Source organism: Streptomyces sp. NPDC102270 (genome assembly GCF_044766405.1).
GTDB lineage: Bacteria > Actinomycetota > Actinomycetes > Streptomycetales > Streptomycetaceae > Streptomyces.
The window spans coordinates 1-15,477 of record NZ_JBIWLX010000051.1; the positions used below are offsets into that span (position 1 = coordinate 1).

A 15,477-nucleotide genomic window follows, 5' to 3' on the forward strand; every position below is an offset into this window, starting at 1 on the left:
CCGGCGAGTACTTACTGGGTGGCGCCACTTCTTCCTCGTTTCCTTGTTCAGGACAACCCTATTGGGTGCCCGTCCGGAAACTTCGTGGCCCCTCACACGATGACCGTGCGCTGGCTGTGACTGGCCAATTCCCATCTCCTCGTGCCTGAGACGCACACAGCGCCTCTCGCCGGATTCGCGGTCTGTTGCACTCGACCCGGCGTGCGGGTCCATGGCACGGCGCTCCTGCGCCGGGTGCACCGATCCGCCCGCCGGGACCCGACGTCAGCGTTCGCCGGGGAAGGCATCGCCGAACATGGGCATCCCGCTCAGGGATGTCCCACGGGTGGCTTCGTCCTGCAGCACATCCCAGTGCTCCTGGAGGCGTCCGTTCCCGATGCGGAAGATGTCGACAGCCACCGAGGCAGTGGGCTGCTCATTCCCGGAGTAGCGGCTGTGCAGCATGACCAGGTCGCCGTCGGCGCAGATGAATCCCGCTTCGTGCCTCAACCGCGGAAGTGCCTTGACCAGGTTGAACAGTCCGTCCCGGCCGGGCGCGATGATCGCACTGTGCTGGATGTAGTCCGGGGCCCAGAACGCCTCGGCAGCAGCGAAGTCACGTTGGTTGAACAGTACGTCGAGCGCTTCCAGGACCATCGCCTTGTTGGCTTCGTGTCTGCTGGCGGGCATCGCTTCTCACTCGCTTCCATCGATGGGGGGTTGGTCATGCCGGTGGGTGTCCGCGGCCGGCCGAGACGCAGCGGTCGGCCGGGGGCTCGCCCGTGACGCCTCATACGGCGCGGCTCAGGGCCTCGAACTCGGCATCGGTCAACGTCACCAGAGCCGCGGCGGTGTTCTCCTCCACGTGAGCGACCTTCGAGGTGCCGGGGATCGGCACCATGGCGGGCGATGCCCTCAGCAGCCAGGCCAGCGCCAGCTGGGACGGGCTGACCCCGTGCTCCTTCGCCATCCCGTCCAGCGGTCCGCCCGGACGCGCGAGCCTCCCGGTGGCGATCGGAAACCACGGGATGAACGCGAGGTTCTCCCGCTCGGCATACTGCACCACGCCCTCGGCGGAGCGGTTGGCGAGGTTGTAGTGGTTCTGCACGGAGACGACAGGCGCGATGCGCCGGGCCTGATCGAGCTGTTCGACACTCACCTCCGACAGGCCGATGTGCCGGATCTTTCCCTCCTCCCGAAGCCGCGCGAGCTCCCCGACCTGATCGGCCAACGGCACCTGCGGGTCGACGCGGTGCAGTTGGTAGAGGTCGATGCGTTCGACGCCGAGGTGACGCAGGCTCAATTCGGCCTGCTGCCGCAGGTATTCGGGACGTCCCAGCGGCCTCCAGCCGTCCGGGCCCGATCGGCTCAGGCCGCTCTTGGTCGCGATGACCAGCCCATCGGGGTAGGGGTGAAGCGCCTTGCGGATCAAATGCTCACTGACGAACGGACCGTAGGAGTCCGCGGTGTCGATGAAGTTGACACCCAGGTCAACGGCTCGACGCAGCACACGGACGGCTTCCTGCGGGTCTGAGGGTTCCCCCCACACACCGGGGCCGGTCAGCTGCATGGCGCCGAAGCCGAGCCGGTTGACGGGGAGGTCCCCTCCCAGTCGGAGGATCCCCGCGGCGCCAGCGGGGCGCGAATCTGCGGATACCATGATCGTTTTGCCCTTTCGGAAGAGCCGCCTGCACCGACGGGGTGCGACGTCTGCGGATGGGCCGGGCCACTGCGCCTGCCACCGTCACACTCCGACACCCTAACCGATCTGACTTTTGTTTTGCACAGTCAGGTCAGGCATGTACATTGCTGACTACGGAAAACGAAAGTTAGCCGGGGGTGCCGGAACGCAGGGACATCTTCACGTCCGACAGCACCGCACCCACAGAAAAGCCGCGGCCGCGCCCCTCGCGCCCGCCCGCTGATGCCCGAGTTCTCGCATCAGGCTCCCGGCTCCCCCACTTCCGCATCCCGCCCACGATCGCGAGAGCCAATGGCGCTCAGAAGGGACATCGCAATGACCATCCAGGACGACCGACTCTTCCTCATCACCGGAGCCACCGGTACGACCGGAGCCGAGACCGTGCGGCTACTGCTGGAGCGGGGGCACCGGGTGCGTGCCCTCGTACACCGGGAGGACGACCGCTCCCGCGTGCTCGCCGCCGCGGGCGCCGAGATCGTCGTAGGTGACCTGCTCGACTTCCACGACGTGAGCGCAGCGATGCGTGGGGTCAGCGGTGCGTACTTCTGCTATCCGATCCACGCCGGCCTCCTGGACGCCACCGTCGTCTTCGCCCAGGCCGCCACCGAGGCCGGCGTCACGTCCGTGGTCAACATGTCCCAGATCTCCGCCCGCCGCGAAGCCGCCAGCAACGCGGCACGCCAGCACTGGCTCGCAGAGCGCCTGCTCGACCGCACCCCGCCGCTCACCACACACCTGCGGCCGACCCTCTTCGCCGAGTGGATCAGCTGGTGGTGGGGGCGGCAGGACAACGAGGGCATGCTGCGGCTTCCGCTCGGCTCGGGTCGGCACGCCCCCGTCGCCGGCGTGGACCAGGCGCACGTCATCGCCGCCGTCCTCGAGAACCCCGCGCCGCACGACCGTCAGGCCTATCCCCTGCACGGGCCGGTGGAGATGGACCACCACGAGATCGCCGAGGCGGTGTCCCGCGCTCTGGGCATTCCGGTCACCTACGAGCCCACTGAGGTGGAGGAGTTCGCGGAGGGACTGGCCTCCCGAGGCAAGTCGGCCCACCTGATCCAGCACCTGAGCAGCATCGCGATCGACTACCGCAACGGGATCTTCCAGGGCACGAACAACTTCATCGAGGTCATCGGCAACCGCACTCCCCTGACTGTCGAGGAGTTCGTCACCGGCCGCAAGGACGCCTTCGCGCAGAGCGGTTCGCACTTCGTTCCCGCCAAGAGGAGCTGAACCGGCGGCATTTGAGGCCTGGGCTTCGGGATTCCTGCAGGCCACAGCGGCGGACGGGGCCGGAGAGCACACCGAGGTCCTCCGGTCGCTGTCCGCCGCTGCGCCGCGGACAGCGGCAACGGTTGCAGGCAGCCGGGCAACAGGCGCGCCGCGCCGACCGTCGTTCGGTCGGCGCGGCGCGCCTGTTGCGGGGGCGGTGCGAGCAGAACTCACGGGGAAGAGTCCGCGGGGCACGTCACATCAAGTGGTCCTCGACGGCCTCGTGCAGGAGAAGGGCGGCGTCGGACACGGCCCGCAGGTCTGCGGTGTCCAGTCCCGAGATGAGTGCAGATGCGGCGTGCACGTCGTGGGCCAGCCGGTGAAGCAGCTCCGTGACGGCCCACACATCACTCCAGTCAGACATGCGGCTGCCTCTCGGAGGTCTCATCGGTGCGGGTGGCGTCCGTCTCGATGCCGACGGTGGCGATGACGCTGGTGCCGCCGCTGCTCCGCCGGATCCGGACAGTGGCGGCGTACGCCTCGACCAATTGCAGTCCACGGCCGCTCACGGTCTCTTCGGCCGGGCCCGCGTCGCCGGCCTGGTTTTTCCAGGCGCCGTTGTCGGAGACCTCCACGCCCAGCATCTGTTCGCCAGCGAATAGATGCACGGTCACATGCGGGCTCCCGCTGTGCTGGCAGACGTTCGTCACGAGCTCTGTGACGATGAGCGCGAGGGCTTCAGCCGCCGGCTCTCCCGGGTGCCAGGCGTGCACTGTTCTTCTGGTGAACGCGCGCAGGGCGGGTACGGAGGCATCGGTGGCGGCCATCACGCAGATGGCTGACGTCGAACCCCTGCCTACGGGGGGCCGCGCAAGAAGAGGGCTGGTGCTCATGACGTCCCATCTCCTCGGGACTAGGTTCAACGAGGTCTTGGCGGTGAGCCGCGATGATGGACACGGCAGGCCCACACCGATCAGCAGCCCAGTGATGGGGCGCCCCCTCGGATGGTGGGCCCCGGCCGGCTCGGGGGTGGGCCGGCCGGGGCCGATCGGGGGGAGGCACGTGGAGGGGTAGGCCGTTTGCGGCCGTTCTCCGTCCTGAGTGAAGTCAACCACGCATCGGTTTGATTTTCAAACCATACAATGGGGTACTGTCCGCCTGAGAGGAACGGGCAGCGCCCGCCCCTCTCATGGGGCGGAAAAGGTGGTCCACTGACCGACTGTGCGAAAGCCCAGGGACTCGTACAGGCGCCGGCCCGCCTCGGTGGTGTGGAGGTATGCGGCCCGCGCGCCCATGGCCCGCCCCTCCCTCAGGATCCGCTCGGTCATCACCCGCGCGTAGCCGCGTCCGCGGAAGAGCGGAAGCGTGGAGATGTTGAACAGGCCCACGCAGTCCTGGAACACCGCTGCCGTACCGGTGGCCACCGCGGTCCCCTCGGCCTCGGCCAGGTACGCAGTCATGCCCGCCGCTGCCATCACGGTAGGCGAAGCGACCTCGGTGAACACGTGCTGCGGCACTGCAAACCCGGCGGCGAGCGCCGCGCTGAGCACCTTGTGATCGCTTCCCGTGGCGCGCCGCACCTTCACTGAAGCCCCGCGCGGCGGCGTCGGCTCGTTGCCGGTGAACGGTCTGAGCATGAAAGGCTGTTGCGACTGGACGGTCATCCCGTAGTGTTCGGCGACCTCCACGATGCCGGTGGTCGGCTCGCCACGTATCTGGATGCTCCACGGGACGGTGGTCAGTTCCCTGGCCGCCAGGGCGGCCAGCTCCGCGATCCCGGCGGCATCGGGACGAGCAGCCACGTTGAGCACACCGTTCAGTGCGGCCACAGGGGCCCCGGTGACGGCCAGCACGGCTCCGCCCTCGCCCAGTCGCCAATGACCCCCTGGTGCCGCAGCCGCCAGCGAGGTCATGGCCTCGGCCCAACTGTGTGCAGCGCGTTCGACGTCCTCGCCGGCTCCGCATTCCGTGCATGCGGCTTCAAAGGTGTCCGCAGACATGACCATGGAGCGCACCTTCCTCGACTGCAGAAACTCACGGGAGCGTTGCATCCTGCTGTGTCAGGCCTTGGCGAAGAGCCGATAACGGGCGACCTCCGCGAAACCCATCCGTTCATAGACCGGCAGACCCAGGCTGCTGGCCTGCAACGTGCCGATGCTCAGCCCCTGTTCGCGGCCCGCCTGCAAAGCGGCCGCTGTGAGCTGCGTGCCGATCCCCTGACCGCGACGTTCCTTGAGCGTGCTGACCACGTAGACACCGGCCACGCCCTGACTGCTGTAGAGCGCCGCGGTGCCGACGAGCCTGCCGTCGAGCCATCCGGCGAACCGGATCAGCCGGGGCGAGCTCTCAGGACGTGCCGCCTCGGCCGTCAGTATCTTCGCCGTCAGGTCCGTGTCGATGCCGAACGCCCAGGTCCAGCAGCGCACCCAGTCCGCCAGCCCGGCGGGGTCATCGACGACCCTCACCTCCAGGCCTGCCGTGGGGGACGGCTTGCGGACGCGGTCCAGGCGGACTGCCATCACCGGCATCGAGCCGACCTCTGAGAACTGGTGGGACTCGAGGTCGCCGACCACGCCGGGACGGCTGTCAGGCCCCACCCACCACAGCCACGGCAGTCCGGAGAAGACGGATTCCGCCTCTTGCAGGGCGTTCTTGAAACTGCCGCCGGCAAGGGAGACGACACCGTTCAACTGGGCGTCGGCCACGCCGCTCCGATACATGAAGTGGCCGCTCCGCCTTCTTCCTTCCACTCCGTAGCCGAGCCAGAATTCACGTGCGTTGGCCAGCTGCTGGGCAATAACTTTGGGATGCGTCAGTTCATCCATGACATCTCTCCGCACCGGATCGATTCACATTGCTTTCTCCGCCTGTGGTGCTCGGCGAGAAACCTGAAAATGGCCTCACGGAACGCGGAGGCCGGCGGGCCAGTGGCCTCGACACGCTGTCAGCGATCACCTTGCGGGGCACGTCAGGCCGCACAAGAGGAAAGCTGCCGCCCGCCGGCCCCGCACAGCGGACCGTCCCGCCGCTTTGCCCGATGGAGCCACGCCCGTGTCCGGGCACGGCTCGGCGCCCGCGTCTCGCGGGCAGAAATGGGGCGGCTTGTTTTTTGCGACGACCGGCCGACGGTCAGCCGGTCAGTTCCGGATGGTCCGTACGCGCGCTTACGCGCGCGGGGTGCGTGAGCAGAGCAGGCCAGACAGGCAGTCGATGCGTTGGCGGATGGAGTCACTCAACGGCAGGTCGACGCGCCAGCGCCGACCCTGCTCGAGCCTGTCAGGCGGGGATCAGCGAGCGGGCGGCCCGGCTGAACGAGGCCACGGCCGTGTCGCCGGCGCCGAGATAGCCGGCCACCATGGCTCCGTCGCGGAGGGCCACCAGCACGTCCGCCGCGTGGTCCGGGTCCGGGTGGCCGCCGGTGCGCAGTGCTTCCGCGATGGTGCCGTGGAACCAGGTCCGGTGGGTCAGCACGGCTTGGTGCACTGGGCTCTGCTTGTCCGGATATTCCGCTGCGGCGTTGATGAAGGGGCAGCCGCGGAACCCGGGAGCGCAGATTTCCTGGCCGATGCCGTCGATCAGCAGGCCCATCGCGTCCGCGGGAGCACCAGAGTGCGTCATACCGCTCTTCACCCTGTCCCGGATGCGCTGGTCCTCGGCCTGCAGGTACGAGCGGACCAGGTCCTCCTTGCTCGGGAAGTGGCGGTAGAAGGTGGCCCGCGTCACCTGTGCCTCTTCGATGACCCGGTCGACTCCCACGGCCCGGATTCCCTCGGTGTAGAACAGCCGGGCGGCCGTGGAGAGCAGACGGTCGCGCGCTGCGGACCGCTGGGGGGTTTTCTGGTGATCGCGTTCGGCTGGCACGCTCATATCGTAGGGACCCTCCTTCAGGCTCGGGCGAGCGCAGGTCACCGGTGGCTGTGCTCGTCCCCGTCACGGCCTCCCGGGTGCCGCTCCGGGGATGGGCGGCCGGGAGGCTGTGACGGGCTCGGTGATCAGTGGGCGGTGGTGTGCGCCGCGTCCTCGATCACGTGGGTGGCGGTGCCGGGGTTGGTGAGCAGTACGTCGTGCGGCGCGTCGACCTCGCTCGTGTGGGAGTGGGCGCGCTGGGCCATGAAGCGCTCCGCGGCCGGCGGGATCAGGTGGTCGTCGCCGGCCACGAGGTACCAGGAGGGGATGGTCTTCCACGCCGGAGTCCCGGAGGGCTCGCCGAGCGCCTGGGGGGTGACGGGCCGCTGGGTCGCGGCGAGCACGGCGGCCTCCTGGGCACTGCGGCGGTTGCTGAGGAAGACGTCGCGGAACTTGTCCGCCTTGATGTAGAGGTCGACGTTCGTGGTGCCGTTCTGTGCGAAGGGCACCGGGCTCAGCGCCGTCGGGATGGAGGCGTTCGGGTCGTCGCTGATGTGGCTGCCGGGGAACTTCGCGGTCAGCGTGGAGGCGGTCTCGTCCTTGTCGGGGGCGAAGGCCGCCAGGTAGACGAGGGCGGTGACGTGCGAGTTGCCGGCGGTGGCCTGGGTGATCACCGAGCCGCCGTAGGAGTGGCCGACGAGCACGATCGGGCCGTTGACGGTCTTCAGGTAGTCGGCGAGGTAGGCGGCGTCGCTCGACAGGCCGCGCAGCGGGACCGCGGGAGCGGCGACCGGGTAGCCGTCGTTCTGCAGCCGCTTCGCCACGCCCTTCCAGCTGGAGGCGTCGGCCCAGGCGCCGTGTACGAGGACCACCGTCGGTTTGGGTGTCTGCGGGGTGGTGGCGTCGGCGGTCTGGGTGAGCACCCCGGTGGCCGCAAGGCCCGCTGCCGCAGCCGCGGCCGCCGTGATGGTGAAGGAACGACGGTTCATGACGTGAGTACTTCCTTGTGTGATGGATGGCAGAGGCCGGGCAACTCCGGCCTCTGTGCTGGGGAACGCCGGGACGTCAGGTGAGCGGCGTTTTAAGGAGCAGAGCGCGGTTGATGGCCCAGTCCATGGCGTAGTCGGCGACCTCCTGCCAGCCGTCCTGGCCGATCGTGAGGTGAGACCGGCCGGCGAACTCCTGGTAGTCGGTGAGCGCCGCGGACTTGCGATACAGGCGGGCGTTGGCCCGGTTCACCTGGGGCGGCACGATGTGGTCCGCGCCGCCCGCGATGAACAGCAGCGGTGCGCGCCTGTCGTTGTGGAAGTCGACACGGGTGACCGCCCGCGGATTGAGGTTCGCGAAGGCGCCCTGGAACAGCACCCGCGCCGGACCGGGCACGTGGTAGCGGTCGTAGGCGGCCAGTGACTCCTCTTCACTGAGGGTGTTGGCGAACGCGTAGTGGAACTGCCGGGGAGAAAGCCCCACCGCCTTGCCCTTGTTGGCCGGACTGCGCAGTACCGGCCAGGTGGAACGGAGCGTGGACAGCGGCAGGGGAAGCACCCCCTTGACCGCCGCCGAGTCGATGGCCACCCCTGCGGCGCCCAGGCCGCGGTCGAGGAGCAGTTGGACGATGGCCCCGCCGAAGGAATGACCGATCAGGATGGCGGGCCGGTCCAGTTTGCGCACGATGGCCTCGTAGTGGTTCACCACCTCTTCCAGGCCGATGCCGGCCATGGGCGAGGGATCCAGCCTCAAGTCCTCGACCTCCCCCTCGACTCCGGGCCAGGCCGGAGCCAGTACCTGGAGCCCCTGGACGGTGTAGTGCGCGATCCAGTGCTCCCAGCTGCGAGGAGTCACCCACAACCCGTGGATGAGCACCACCGCCGGGGCATCGCGGGCATCGTTGATCATGTCGACTCCAAGAGGGAGAACGTTCTGTCTACCTAGGACACTAGGCAGACGCAAGGGCCCGAGTCAAGGCGAGTAAGGCAAATCTGGTTTGATTTTCGAACTGACCTTGCGACGGATGCCCGGCCGAAGCCGGTGTCCGCCGCCATGACCACATGAACACGAAGAGGAATCGCGACATGTCCGATCTCCTGAACCACACACTCCGCACTCACGGCGGTCTCGACCACTGGCGCCGAGTCCGGTCGATTCACGCACAGGGCTCCGTGGGCGGGCTCCTGTGGGGCTCGCGCGGACAGGAAGGGATCTTCACCACCGCCGACTTCGTTCTCGACGTGCGGCGCCAGCACCTCGTGTACCACGATTTCACCGGACCCGGGCTGCGCGGGGTCTTCACTCCCGGCCGGGTGTGGATCGAGGATCGCGCCCGCAACGTGCTCACGCAGCGCCGTTCCCCACGCATGGCCTTCTCCGGACACGGCCCCGACTCGCCGTGGGACGGCCTGCACGCCCTGTACTTTGGGGGCTATGCCATGTGGAACTACCTGACTGTCCCCTTCCTGTTGACCATGCCCGGCGTGCAGGTGGAGGAGTTGGAGCCGTGGGAGGAGGCCGGCGAGAGACGGCGCCGGCTGCGCGCGGTGTTCCCCGAGGACATCGCCACGCACAGCAGGGAGCAGGTCTTCCACTTCGACTCCACCGGCCTGCTCCGTCGCCACGACTACGCCGCGGAAGTTCTCGGTGCTTCACCGGCCGCGCACTACAGCGACACCCACAAGGAGGTCTCCGGTCTGGTCTTCCCCACCCGCCGCCGCGTGGTCCCCGTCCACGAGGACGGCCGCTCCGTACCGACGCCGGCTCTCGTCGCCATCGATCTGACGCAGATCACCGTCCACTGATCAAAGCCGACACGTCCAGGTCGCCGGGGGTCCAGGCGAGCAGTCGCATAGGCCCTCGGCGCATCCTGGACCGGCCGGCCGCCACCTCCGTGGCCGTGCATCCGGCAGGCGCCACGGATGCACGGCCCGGGCCTGTCCGCCACCCCGCCCGCCCCGGCCGGCGAAACCTCGGTCTCCAGACCGCACCCTGACCCTCACGGGCCGGGATCCCGGTGGAGCCCGGGACCGGCACAGAGGCGGCGCAGAACGCCGGGCCGACGGCCGACCGCGGCTACCGTCGGGACGGGCCACCATGAGCCGGTCCGGCTCGACGCCGTGGGAAGTCTGCCGCCGGGGCCCTGCGGCCCAAGTACGGCCAGTACGACGACTTCGAAGCAGGTGTGGTGGCGGATGCCTTGATGGTGGCCTTCACCGTTTCGCCCTTTACTGACGGCCATCCGGCGGAGCCGGACGGCCCCGGAATACACAGCGCCGCATCGGAGCTGTGATCAACGCGGGGCCCGTTCGCCACGTACCGCTGCTCAGGTCGCTCGCGCGGGAACGGTGCCCTGCCCCGCCTCCCATCCGCCGCTGCTCCGCCAGCGCCCGCAGCCAACTCGCTGCACCCCCACAGGAAGTGATACCCCGTGACTTCCCCTCGTCCTGATCGCCCGTGCCCGCCCCGCGTCCGCCGCGTCCGTCTTCCCGGCACGGTGGCCGTTGCCCGTGGTTTTGCCTGCCCACGGCCGAAGACCCAGTCTGCGGGTCAATCCGGCCGTGGTGTGTAAGGGTCTGGTGATGCGGCGGGTCAGCTCGGATGCTCGTCGGTGCCAAGGAGCGTGAGGGCGTTGTGAATGCCCTGCTCGAGGATGTCGTCCGCAAGCCGTGGGTCGGTCAGGGCACGGGAGAGCTGCATTGTCCCGACCATCATGGCGAAGACGGTGAGCGCCTTCACGCGTGCCGACGGCGGATCATCCGGTGCCAGGCGGGCAGCGATGTTGTCCACGCTGGTCTGCACGCCGTCGGTGTACGCCTGTTTGGTGGCGTCCGTACAGCGTCCGATCTCGTCAAGCAGGGCGGCGGAAGGGCAGCCGTCCTCGGGACTGTCACGCTGCCGCACCGACAGGTACTCGCGCACGAGCTGCTTGAGTCCGGCGCGGCCAGGAGGTGCCTGCGAGCTGAAGCTCTCGCTCTGCTTGCGCAGTTGGTCGGCGACCACGATGGTGAGCAGCTCCTCCTTGGATGCGAAGTGGCCGTAGAAGGCGCCCTTGGTCAGCCCCGCGTCCGCCATGAGCGTCGACATTCCCGAGCCCTCGATGCCGTCCCGTTTGAAGCGGCGGCCAGCCCTCTCAATGATCCGCCGCCGCGTCGCCTGCTTGTGCTCTTTGCCGTACCGCACGGCACACTCCTCTCCTGTCTCGTTCTGTCTCGCGTAGGGGTCCGGCTCCTGGAAGATCCGTTCGGCGCAGGACGGGCGCACCAGGGAGGTACCGGGAGCCCTCGTCCGGTCTTCGGTGCTCCTCAGGAAATCCGTCATCGAACATGGGGAGCCGTTCGGGTTTGCTCACGGGTGGCCTCGTCTTCGAGCACCCCTGTGCTCCTTGAGGAGTCCGTTCTCCGCGGGGACGATGTCTACCGCCACCGAGGCGGACGGTTGGTGAGGTCCTCAGGGAGCGGCTGTGCAGCATGGCGCACTTGCCCTCGGTGCAGACGCCTGCGAACGCGGGCCTCAGGAATGGAAGTTCAACTGCTCGCTCCCGAACGGGCCGTAACAGTTGGCCGTGCCGAGGAAGCTGACACCGGGTCAACAGCTCGGACGTACGACACGAACCGCCGCTTGGCGGATCCTGGGGGTCATCCCGGATGCAGGGACCGGCCAGTTGTCACGCCGCAGCCGAGGCGATGAGCAGAAGACCGCCCCAAGACTCCCAACACCCCGGCGGGCGGCGGCCTCTCAAGTGCCATGACTGGTGTGCCCTTCGACGTAGTGCCTCTGCTTGACAGGGCAGAGCGTGCGGACACTTCGCGGGGGTACTGACCGCACCCGCCCCCTTCTGGCTTTAGTCTGCCATAGCCAGATGATGCGCGCGCCGACTACGGGAACGACAGGCACCAGGGGGCCTTCGAAGGGCTGCACCGGCCGACGGTGCCCAGCTCACAACCGACAGGGGCGACATCGTGACCAACTCGGGCCGCACAGGCCGCGAGGCGCGATCCGCATACTTGACTTCCAGGTCAGAAATCCTGTTAGGGTCCTGTCCATGGGAAGGCCCAAAGAGTTCGATCCGGATGCAGCCGTCGAGCAGGCGATGCAGGTGTTCTGGAGCCAGGGATACGGCGCCACCACACCTCAGCACCTCGCCGACACCCTGGGTATCGGCAAGGGCAGTCTCTACAACGCCTTCGGCAGCAAACGCCAGCTGTTCGACCTGGCGCTGCGCCGTTACCTGGAGATCCAGGCATCGAACGTGAAAGGCCTCTTGGAGGACTCCGGCCCGGTGAAGGAGCGCCTGCGCAGGGCACTGCGCGTCCTCGCCGAGACGGACCTCGCCGACCCCGGGCGGCGCGGCTGCCTGGCCATGAACAGCGCCGCCGAGTTCGGGACCACGGACGAATCCGTGACGACCCAGGTCCGGGGCCTGCTCGACCGCACGGAGGACGCTTTCCAGGCCCTGCTGGAAGAAGGCCAGCGCGCGGGAGAGATCAGCACCGGGCATGACGCGAAGGCGCTGGCCAGCCTGCTGCTCAACACGGTGACCGGCATGCGGCTCATGGGTCGTGTCGAACCGGGGCCCGACCGGCTCACGAGAGTGATCGACACCACCGTCGACCTGCTCTGACCATCCCGCGCGACAAGCGGCCGGGACACGGTGTCCCCTACCCGCATTTTGTACCTAGAGTTCAAGAAAAGGATGTCCCATGGATCTGAAGCTCGCCTCCAAGACCGCCGTCGTCACCGGCGCCAGCCGCGGCATCGGACTGGCCACGGTCAAGGCACTCGTCGCCGAGGGTGTCCGCGTCGTCGGTGCCTCCCGCACGACCACCACCGAGCTGAAGGAGTCGGGCGCTATCGCGGTGGCCGCCGACCTATCCACCGCGGAGGGTGCGCACACCCTGGTCGAGCAGGCGCTGGCAGAGCTGGGCGGAATCGATCTGCTCGTCAACAATGTCGGCGGCGGCGACGACCTGGCCGTCCAGGGCTTCCTCGACACCGATGACGAGAAGTGGGCGGCCATCCTCGACATCAACCTGCTCAGCACGGTCCGGGTCACCCGGGCCGCCCTGCCCAGCCTCGTGGATCGCACGGGCGCCATCGTGAACGTGTCCACGGTCGCCGCCCGCCTGCCGGGCCTGGGCCCGGTGGCCTATGCCGCCGCCAAGGCCGCAGTCACCGCGCTCGGCAAGACCCTCGCGGAGGAGTTCGGCCCGCAGGGCGTCCGCGTCAACACCGTCTCCCCCGGCTTCGTCCGCAGCTCCATCTACGACGGCCCGGAGAAGTTCGGCGGCCAGATCGCGGCAGCCTTCGGCATGGACATCCCCACCTTCCTCAAGCAGGCGCCCGGGGCGCTGGGCATCACCACCGGCCGGTTCGTCGAGCCCGAGGAGATCGCGTCCGCCATCACCTTCCTCCTGTCCGACGCCGCGGCCAGCATCACGGGTGCCGACCACCTGGTCGACGGCGGCCAGCACAAGGCGGTGTGACCGCCGCCCTCGTGGGCGGCCGACACGCCGCCGCCACGTCCGCACGACCGCAGCCGGGCGCTTCTGCCAGGAGCGTACGATTGACTGGAAGTCAGTCATTTAGTCGTGCGGACAGGCGCGACGACAGAAGGAGCGCCGATGGGAACCCCCGCCACCGCCAAGAGGAAACGGGTCGCCAAGCCGCCGGAGGAACGCCGCAAGGACATCCTCGACGCCGCGGCCGAGGTGTTCGCCCGCAAGGGCATCGCCGACGCCCGGATCGAGGAGATCACGACCCTCGCCGAGGTCTCCAAGGGCACGTTCTACCTCTACTTCAAGACCAAGGACGAGGCGGCCGCGGCCCTGTGGGAACGCCACATGGACAACTTCGCCGGCGTCGGCGAGAAGATCCTCGGCGACACGGACGTGCCCCTGGGCAGGAGACTCGTGGACGTCCTGGAATCGCTCTGCCGGTTCGCACTCGACCACGCCGACCTCCACCAGGTCCTGTACGACGGGGCGGGCGCCCAGGAAGTGCACGCGGCCGCCAACGAACGCCTGATCGGCATGATCGCGGCTGCCGCACAGGAGGGCGTCACAAGCGGCGAAGTCACCTGCCAGCAGCCGGACATGATGGCCAGGGCCCTTTTCCACGGGTTCTGCGGAGCCGTCACGGACGCGATCACCGGCTTCGCGCCCCTCTCCCACGAGGAAGTGGTGACGGCCTCGGGTCACATGACCCGTGCGGTGTTCGGGCTCAGGGAAACCGGGCGCGGATAACCGGGCACCCGGCGCCAGGGATGTAATCGGCTCCTCACCTGCGGGGGCGGCCGGCAGTCACCTGCCGGCCGCCCCCGCAGGCGTTCGGCAGGCCTTGCGCCTCCGGCTCCGCCTACCGCCGGACGGCACCGTGACGTGCATCACGGCACTTTTCCGGACCGCGCCAATGACTGGCGGTCAGTCACTGTTAAGCTGACTTCACATCCTGCAAGTCAGCAGGTGCCGGAGCCGCCCTCTCGTGCGGCCTATCCATGAGGTCACCATGTCCAACGCGAAGTACCCCGCCCCGCCGTTCGACCGCGAGCTCAAGCCCGTCCTCGACGTCGTTCTGCAGTCCTTCAACTCCTCGCTCTACCCCGAGGACATCCCGGCACTGCGGTCCGGTGGCTTCACGCCCGGCGTCGAGGAGCTCATCAAGGACCGCCCGATCGAGCACTTCGAGCGCACGATCCCCGGCCCCGAAGGCGCCCCGGACCTGCTGGTCTCCGTTTTCCGCCGCACCGACCACCGCACCCCCGGTCCGGGCTTCTTCTTCACCCACGTCGGCGGACTGATCTTCGGCGACCGCTTCGTCGGGATCGCGCCGATCGTCGACTACGTCGAGCAGCTGGACGCCGTCGTCGTCACGGTGGAGTACCGGCTGGCCCCGGAGAACCCGGCTCCCGCCCAGGTCGAGGACTCCTACGCCGCTCTGAAATGGACCGCGGAGCACGCCGAGGAGCTCGGCTTCGCCGCGGACAAGCTGATCGCGGTCGGCGGCAGCGCGGGCGGTGGCGTGGCGGCCGCTGTCACGCTCATGGCCCGGGACAAGAACGGCCCTTCCCTGGCCGGCCAGCTGCTCATGTACCCGATGCTCGACGACCGCAACGACACGGTCTCCAGCCATCAGGTCGACGGCATCGGCGTCTGGGACCGCAACAGCAACCTCACCGGCTGGAACGCCGTCCTGGGGGATCGCCGCGGCACTGACGACGTCTCCCCCTACGAGTCCCCGAGCCGGGCTACCGACCTCTCCAACCTGCCGCCCGCCTACATCGAGGTCGGCAGCGCGGAGGTCTTCCGTGACGAGAGCGCCGCGTACGCCTCGTCGATCTGGGCGGCCGGCGGTTCGGCCGAACTGCACATCTGGGCGGGCGGTTTCCACCTCTACGAGCTCGTCGCCGCGGACACGGCCATCGGCGTCGCGTCCCGTGAGGCCCGCACCAACTGGGTGCGCCGCACCCTGGGCCTCTGAGCGACGTCCGCCCCCTGCCACGGACGGGAAGGTGACGCCCAGAGCTCCAGTACGGCCGACCAGGGGTCGGACAACGTCCCTTCGTGAACAGCGGACACCAGATATGCATGCACCCGCTGCTCCAGGGACCGCGGTAGAAACAGAATCCGGGCGGGGGGGGGGGGGCCCCCCACCAACAAAGGACCGGCCCCCCCCCCCAATTTTGGCGCCCACCCACCGACGCCCAAAAAAGCCGAGCACAGGAAAAACGGGGCCGGCGCTGGGGGCCAAAC

Annotated in this window: 16 protein-coding genes; 6 read left to right on the forward strand and 10 right to left on the reverse strand. The window is 68.6% G+C overall.

Annotated features, from left to right (window positions below):
- Positions 1 to 264: 264 nt before the first annotated feature.
- Both ACIRP7_RS45010 and ACIRP7_RS45015 read right to left on the reverse strand, forming a co-directional pair.
- Positions 265 to 669, reverse strand: coding sequence for a nuclear transport factor 2 family protein (locus tag ACIRP7_RS45010; RefSeq protein WP_280892345.1), 405 nt, complete (start codon positions 667 to 669; stop codon positions 265 to 267).
- Between the two features lie 100 nt (positions 670 to 769).
- The gene (locus tag ACIRP7_RS45015; protein ID WP_403672689.1) at positions 770 to 1,639 is read right to left on the reverse strand and encodes an aldo/keto reductase; all 870 of its coding nucleotides are present in this window, start codon (positions 1,637 to 1,639) and stop codon (positions 770 to 772) included.
- Positions 1,640 to 1,996: 357 nt separating this feature from the next.
- On the opposite strand from ACIRP7_RS45015, the gene ACIRP7_RS45020 reads away from it, so the two are divergent.
- The gene (locus ACIRP7_RS45020) at positions 1,997 to 2,914 is read left to right on the forward strand and encodes an NAD(P)H-binding protein (protein ID WP_403672692.1); all 918 of its coding nucleotides are present in this window, start codon (positions 1,997 to 1,999) and stop codon (positions 2,912 to 2,914) included.
- A gap of 235 nt (positions 2,915 to 3,149) precedes the next feature.
- Here ACIRP7_RS45020 and ACIRP7_RS45025 read toward each other — a convergent pair whose 3' ends face one another.
- From ACIRP7_RS45025 to ACIRP7_RS45055, 7 genes are all read right to left on the reverse strand, one after another.
- Entirely contained in the window at positions 3,150 to 3,317 is a 168-nt protein-coding gene (locus ACIRP7_RS45025) for a hypothetical protein (protein ID WP_403672694.1), read from the reverse strand.
- Positions 3,310 to 3,720 (reverse strand): ATP-binding protein, encoded by a 411-nt coding sequence (locus tag ACIRP7_RS45030; protein ID WP_403672726.1) that lies wholly within the window; start codon positions 3,718 to 3,720, stop codon positions 3,310 to 3,312. Before ACIRP7_RS45030 ends, ACIRP7_RS45025 begins: the two co-directional genes overlap by 8 nt.
- Positions 3,721 to 4,080: 360 nt before the next feature.
- The gene (locus ACIRP7_RS45035) at positions 4,081 to 4,899 is read right to left on the reverse strand and encodes a GNAT family N-acetyltransferase (protein ID WP_403672697.1); all 819 of its coding nucleotides are present in this window, start codon (positions 4,897 to 4,899) and stop codon (positions 4,081 to 4,083) included.
- A gap of 54 nt (positions 4,900 to 4,953) precedes the next feature.
- Entirely contained in the window at positions 4,954 to 5,718 is a 765-nt protein-coding gene (locus tag ACIRP7_RS45040) for a GNAT family N-acetyltransferase (RefSeq protein WP_403672700.1), read from the reverse strand.
- 451 nt (positions 5,719 to 6,169) lie between these two features.
- Positions 6,170 to 6,760 (reverse strand): TetR/AcrR family transcriptional regulator, encoded by a 591-nt coding sequence (locus ACIRP7_RS45045; protein ID WP_403672703.1) that lies wholly within the window; start codon positions 6,758 to 6,760, stop codon positions 6,170 to 6,172.
- Between the two features lie 125 nt (positions 6,761 to 6,885).
- On the reverse strand, positions 6,886 to 7,728 hold the full coding sequence (locus tag ACIRP7_RS45050) for a lipase family alpha/beta hydrolase (protein WP_403672706.1): 843 nt from the start codon (positions 7,726 to 7,728) through the stop codon (positions 6,886 to 6,888).
- 76 nt (positions 7,729 to 7,804) lie between these two features.
- Complete coding sequence (locus ACIRP7_RS45055; RefSeq protein WP_403672708.1) at positions 7,805 to 8,635, reverse strand: alpha/beta hydrolase; 831 nt, start codon at positions 8,633 to 8,635, stop codon at positions 7,805 to 7,807.
- Between the two features lie 176 nt (positions 8,636 to 8,811).
- On the opposite strand from ACIRP7_RS45055, the gene ACIRP7_RS45060 reads away from it, so the two are divergent.
- The gene (locus ACIRP7_RS45060) at positions 8,812 to 9,531 is read left to right on the forward strand and encodes a hypothetical protein (RefSeq protein WP_403672711.1); all 720 of its coding nucleotides are present in this window, start codon (positions 8,812 to 8,814) and stop codon (positions 9,529 to 9,531) included.
- Positions 9,532 to 10,318: 787 nt separating this feature from the next.
- On the opposite strand, the gene ACIRP7_RS45065 is transcribed toward ACIRP7_RS45060, so the two are convergent.
- The gene (locus tag ACIRP7_RS45065; RefSeq protein WP_403672714.1) at positions 10,319 to 10,909 is read right to left on the reverse strand and encodes a TetR/AcrR family transcriptional regulator; all 591 of its coding nucleotides are present in this window, start codon (positions 10,907 to 10,909) and stop codon (positions 10,319 to 10,321) included.
- A gap of 862 nt (positions 10,910 to 11,771) precedes the next feature.
- Here ACIRP7_RS45065 and ACIRP7_RS45070 point away from each other — a divergent pair.
- The 4 genes from ACIRP7_RS45070 (at position 11,772) to ACIRP7_RS45085 (ending at position 15,205) form a co-directional block, all read left to right on the forward strand.
- Positions 11,772 to 12,350, forward strand: coding sequence for a TetR/AcrR family transcriptional regulator (locus tag ACIRP7_RS45070; protein WP_403672716.1), 579 nt, complete (start codon positions 11,772 to 11,774; stop codon positions 12,348 to 12,350).
- A gap of 79 nt (positions 12,351 to 12,429) precedes the next feature.
- Complete coding sequence (locus ACIRP7_RS45075; RefSeq protein WP_403672719.1) at positions 12,430 to 13,212, forward strand: oxidoreductase; 783 nt, start codon at positions 12,430 to 12,432, stop codon at positions 13,210 to 13,212.
- 138 nt (positions 13,213 to 13,350) lie between these two features.
- Complete coding sequence (locus ACIRP7_RS45080; RefSeq protein WP_402176749.1) at positions 13,351 to 13,971, forward strand: TetR/AcrR family transcriptional regulator; 621 nt, start codon at positions 13,351 to 13,353, stop codon at positions 13,969 to 13,971.
- 262 nt (positions 13,972 to 14,233) lie between these two features.
- Positions 14,234 to 15,205, forward strand: coding sequence for an alpha/beta hydrolase (locus ACIRP7_RS45085; protein WP_403672723.1), 972 nt, complete (start codon positions 14,234 to 14,236; stop codon positions 15,203 to 15,205).
- Positions 15,206 to 15,477: the final 272 nt, after the last annotated feature.

Bases quoted from the DNA above. Each gene is read 5' to 3' on its own strand.
- ACIRP7_RS45045 (WP_403672703.1), bottom strand. From the start codon at position 6,760: ATGAGCGTGCCAGCCGAACGCGATCACCAGAAAACCCCCCAGCGGTCC.
- ACIRP7_RS45050 (WP_403672706.1), bottom strand. From the start codon at position 7,728: ATGAACCGTCGTTCCTTCACCATCACGGCGGCCGCGGCTGCGGCAGCG.
- ACIRP7_RS45040 (WP_403672700.1), bottom strand. From the start codon at position 5,718: ATGGATGAACTGACGCATCCCAAAGTTATTGCCCAGCAGCTGGCCAAC.
- ACIRP7_RS45015 (WP_403672689.1), bottom strand. From the start codon at position 1,639: ATGGTATCCGCAGATTCGCGCCCCGCTGGCGCCGCGGGGATCCTCCGA.
- ACIRP7_RS45075 (WP_403672719.1), top strand. From the start codon at position 12,430: ATGGATCTGAAGCTCGCCTCCAAGACCGCCGTCGTCACCGGCGCCAGC.
- ACIRP7_RS45085 (WP_403672723.1), top strand. From the start codon at position 14,234: ATGTCCAACGCGAAGTACCCCGCCCCGCCGTTCGACCGCGAGCTCAAG.
- ACIRP7_RS45035 (WP_403672697.1), bottom strand. From the start codon at position 4,899: ATGGTCATGTCTGCGGACACCTTTGAAGCCGCATGCACGGAATGCGGA.
- ACIRP7_RS45060 (WP_403672711.1), top strand. From the start codon at position 8,812: ATGTCCGATCTCCTGAACCACACACTCCGCACTCACGGCGGTCTCGAC.
- ACIRP7_RS45010 (WP_280892345.1), bottom strand. From the start codon at position 669: ATGCCCGCCAGCAGACACGAAGCCAACAAGGCGATGGTCCTGGAAGCG.
- ACIRP7_RS45080 (WP_402176749.1), top strand. From the start codon at position 13,351: ATGGGAACCCCCGCCACCGCCAAGAGGAAACGGGTCGCCAAGCCGCCG.
- ACIRP7_RS45070 (WP_403672716.1), top strand. From the start codon at position 11,772: ATGGGAAGGCCCAAAGAGTTCGATCCGGATGCAGCCGTCGAGCAGGCG.
- ACIRP7_RS45030 (WP_403672726.1), bottom strand. From the start codon at position 3,720: ATGGCCGCCACCGATGCCTCCGTACCCGCCCTGCGCGCGTTCACCAGA.
- ACIRP7_RS45020 (WP_403672692.1), top strand. From the start codon at position 1,997: ATGACCATCCAGGACGACCGACTCTTCCTCATCACCGGAGCCACCGGT.
- ACIRP7_RS45025 (WP_403672694.1), bottom strand. From the start codon at position 3,317: ATGTCTGACTGGAGTGATGTGTGGGCCGTCACGGAGCTGCTTCACCGG.
- ACIRP7_RS45055 (WP_403672708.1), bottom strand. From the start codon at position 8,635: ATGATCAACGATGCCCGCGATGCCCCGGCGGTGGTGCTCATCCACGGG.